Raw genomic sequence first — 2721 nt, 5'->3', positions numbered from 1 at the left:
TCACTGGGAAAACTCAGAACAAAGAGACACCCAACTCGCCCCTTGGACAGACTTCTACAACCAACAAAGACCTCATGCTAGCCTCAACCTACGCCCGCCCATCAGCAGGCTCCAGATGTCAACAACCTCTTGACCTCCTACAGGCACCCAGTGAATGGGCGGCGAATATTCCAACTAGCAACCAGGAACTAGCAACCAGCAACTGCCTTACAGCGCGCTCGCCTTACACAGCTTCACCGTGTCATCACGATGCAGCTTCAACTCGCCTGCGGCCAGCACTTCATTCAGCTGCTCAAGACTCGTTGCACTCGCAATGGGAGCAGTAACAGTACGGCGGCTCAACAACCACGCCAGCGCTACCGTTGCCTGCTTGGCTCCTGTTGATGCGGATACCTCCGCAAGCGCCTTCAGAATGCGCTCTCCACGTTCGTCGAAGTACTTGGTCACATAACCTGCGCGTGCTGCGCCTTCCGCGTCTGCCTTTGACTTGTACTTCCCGGTAAGAAATCCGGCAGCGAGCGAGAAGTAAGGAATGACACCGATGTTGTGCTTGTCCACCACCGGCTCTACGCCCTCTTCGTACTCCTGGCGCACAACCAGGTTGTAGTGCGGCTGGATCGACTCGTATCTCGGAAAGCCGTTGTGTTTGGCGATATCCAGAGCGACGGCAAGACGCTTGCCGCTGTAGTTCGAGGCGCCGATCGCACGCACCTTCCCGGCCTGCACCAGCGATGCGAAGGCCCCAAGCGTCTCCTCCAGAGGCGTCTCTACATCATCCRTGTGCGCCTGGTAGAGATCGATGTAATCCGTCTGCAGCCGCTGCAGAGAGCCCTCTACGGCCTTCACGATGTGTGCCTTGCGCAGACCCTTTCCTTCGGCGACCTCCATGCCGACCTTGGTGGCGAGCACGACCTTGTCGCGTGTGCCGCTGCGGGCGAACCAGTTGCCGAGGATCGTCTCGCTCTCGCCTCCCTTGTTGCCCGGGAACCAGCGCGAATAGACATCAGCCGTGTCGATGAAGTTGAAACCGCGATCGACAAATGCATCCAGGATGGTGAAGGACTTCTGTTCATCGATTGTCCAACCGAACACATTGCCACCCAGACAGATCGGTGAAACCATCAGGCCCGAACGGCCAAGCTGCTTCTTCTCCATCCCAACGTTCTCCTCAGTTCATCCACTTTCTGTCGCGAGGATCGCGGCGCTCGTCATCAGGCGCGATGTAACGGCCCTCTTCATCGAACTTCACCACGCGGTTCTGCTTGCGCATGTAGACCTCAAACTTACGTGCGGCCCGGCGGCGCTTCCAGCGATAGTAGCCATTGCGCAAGCCGAAATACCCCTCGCTGGCGCCATAGACCAACCCACGCGTCGGCGCGAACTTGAAGTAGAGCCAACCGCACAAGGCTCCGCAGAGCTCGGCCAAAGCACCAAGACGATCGCCACCCTGAATCACCGTTGCCAGTTGCAACAGGATAAAGATGGAGACCGCATACTTCGCCTTCATCCGGATGACGAAGAAGACATACATCTCGCTGTCGCCCATCAACGAGGCAAACGCTGTCATCAGCCCCATGACCGCAGGCCATGGACCGGCGGCGACAAGATCCGGGCGCAACCCGAAGACATGCGTGTAGCAGATCGCCGAAGCCAGCAGCCCCGCTCCAACGGCAGTGAATAGATAGAGCTCGACCAGACGCCGGCTGCCGAAGGTTCCCTCCATCCACACCCCGAGGAACCACAGCGAGAGTAGGGCGAAGATCATCCCCAGAAGACCAATCGGGTAGAAGATGAAGGTCAGCAGTTGCCAGACGTGGCCGTGGAAGACGCTCTGCGGCACCAGCACTACATATCCGGTCAGCAGGTGCGCGATATCCCGGGCTGCCCATTCCAGCACAAGGAAACCGAAGAAGGACGCCAGGTGGATGAGGATGAGCTTGCGGGTCGCGCCGGAAAAGTGTGGAAGGTTCAGCGTGATGGGTCCGGTGCTGCGCATGCACTCCATTTCATCACAGCGGCCTAGCCCCCGTCCCGGCCTTCCCGAGGACTCTTCTGCCGGCCGGCCGCCCGGAACGATTCACCGCATCTTCCGGCTTTACCGGGTGTTTATACTCAGTGATATGCGTCGCCCGTCCCTAATTCGCCTTGTCCTCGCCGCCGGCCTCACTGCCGCGGCTGCTCTGCCGATTGCAACGCCGACCGCTGCCGTGGCACAGCAGAAGCAGCGCACTGTGGAAGGCAAGGTCATCGACGGCTCTGACGGCGCCCTGAAGGGGGCCGTGGTCTATCTGAAGGACACCCGCACCCAGTCCGTAAAGAGCTTTATCACCAGTGAAGACGGGGCGTACCGCTTCGGCCAGCTCTCCCAAAACACCGATTACGAGCTGTGGGCCGTGCACGAGGGCAAGAAGAGCAACACCAAGACGGTCAGCTCCTTCGACAGCAAGAATGCCTTCCAAATCAACCTGAAGGTCAACTAGGCAAATCCCCTTTTTAGTTGTCATCCCGAAGGGATCTGCTTTTCAGGTATGCCCGAGTTAGAAATCGCGGTTGAAAAGCAGATTTCCCGCTCCGCTTTGCCCAGACAGCAGAGCTGTCCGGGGACCCCATCGCGACGAAATGACAAACAAAGATTGATAGCCATAGAAAAAGCCCCGCTTTGCGGGGCTTTTGTCATGTTGGCAACAAATCGTCTACCTATGCCCTAATCCACTCTGGCGA

The 2721-nt window shown here is 58.3% G+C and carries 4 protein-coding genes; 2 read left to right on the top strand and 2 right to left on the bottom strand.

Annotated elements, in window-relative coordinates; genetic code table 11:
• The coding region (locus AB4043_RS21660) for an integrase core domain-containing protein (RefSeq protein ID WP_442303008.1) at nucleotides 1-133 on the top strand (133 nt) is incomplete at its 5' end.
• 74 nt (nucleotides 134-207) lie between these two features.
• Here the strand turns inward: AB4043_RS21660 and AB4043_RS21655 are convergent.
• A complete protein-coding gene (locus AB4043_RS21655; protein WP_442308054.1) occupies nucleotides 208-1155 on the bottom strand; it encodes an aldo/keto reductase in 948 nt (315 codons plus the stop codon).
• Between the two features lie 13 nt (nucleotides 1156-1168).
• The gene (locus AB4043_RS21650) at nucleotides 1169-1996 is read right to left on the bottom strand and encodes a rhomboid family intramembrane serine protease (protein ID WP_442300641.1); all 828 of its coding nucleotides are present in this window, start codon (nucleotides 1994-1996) and stop codon (nucleotides 1169-1171) included.
• Nucleotides 1997-2120: 124 nt separating this feature from the next.
• On the opposite strand from AB4043_RS21650, the gene AB4043_RS21645 reads away from it, so the two are divergent.
• Complete coding sequence (locus AB4043_RS21645; protein ID WP_442300640.1) at nucleotides 2121-2480, top strand: carboxypeptidase-like regulatory domain-containing protein; 360 nt, start codon at nucleotides 2121-2123, stop codon at nucleotides 2478-2480.
• Nucleotides 2481-2721: the final 241 nt, after the last annotated feature.

This window comes from Terriglobus sp. YAF25, from assembly GCF_052113305.1.
Taxonomy (GTDB): Bacteria; Acidobacteriota; Terriglobia; order Terriglobales; family Acidobacteriaceae; genus Terriglobus.
This window is presented reverse-complemented; position numbering and strand designations above follow the sequence as displayed.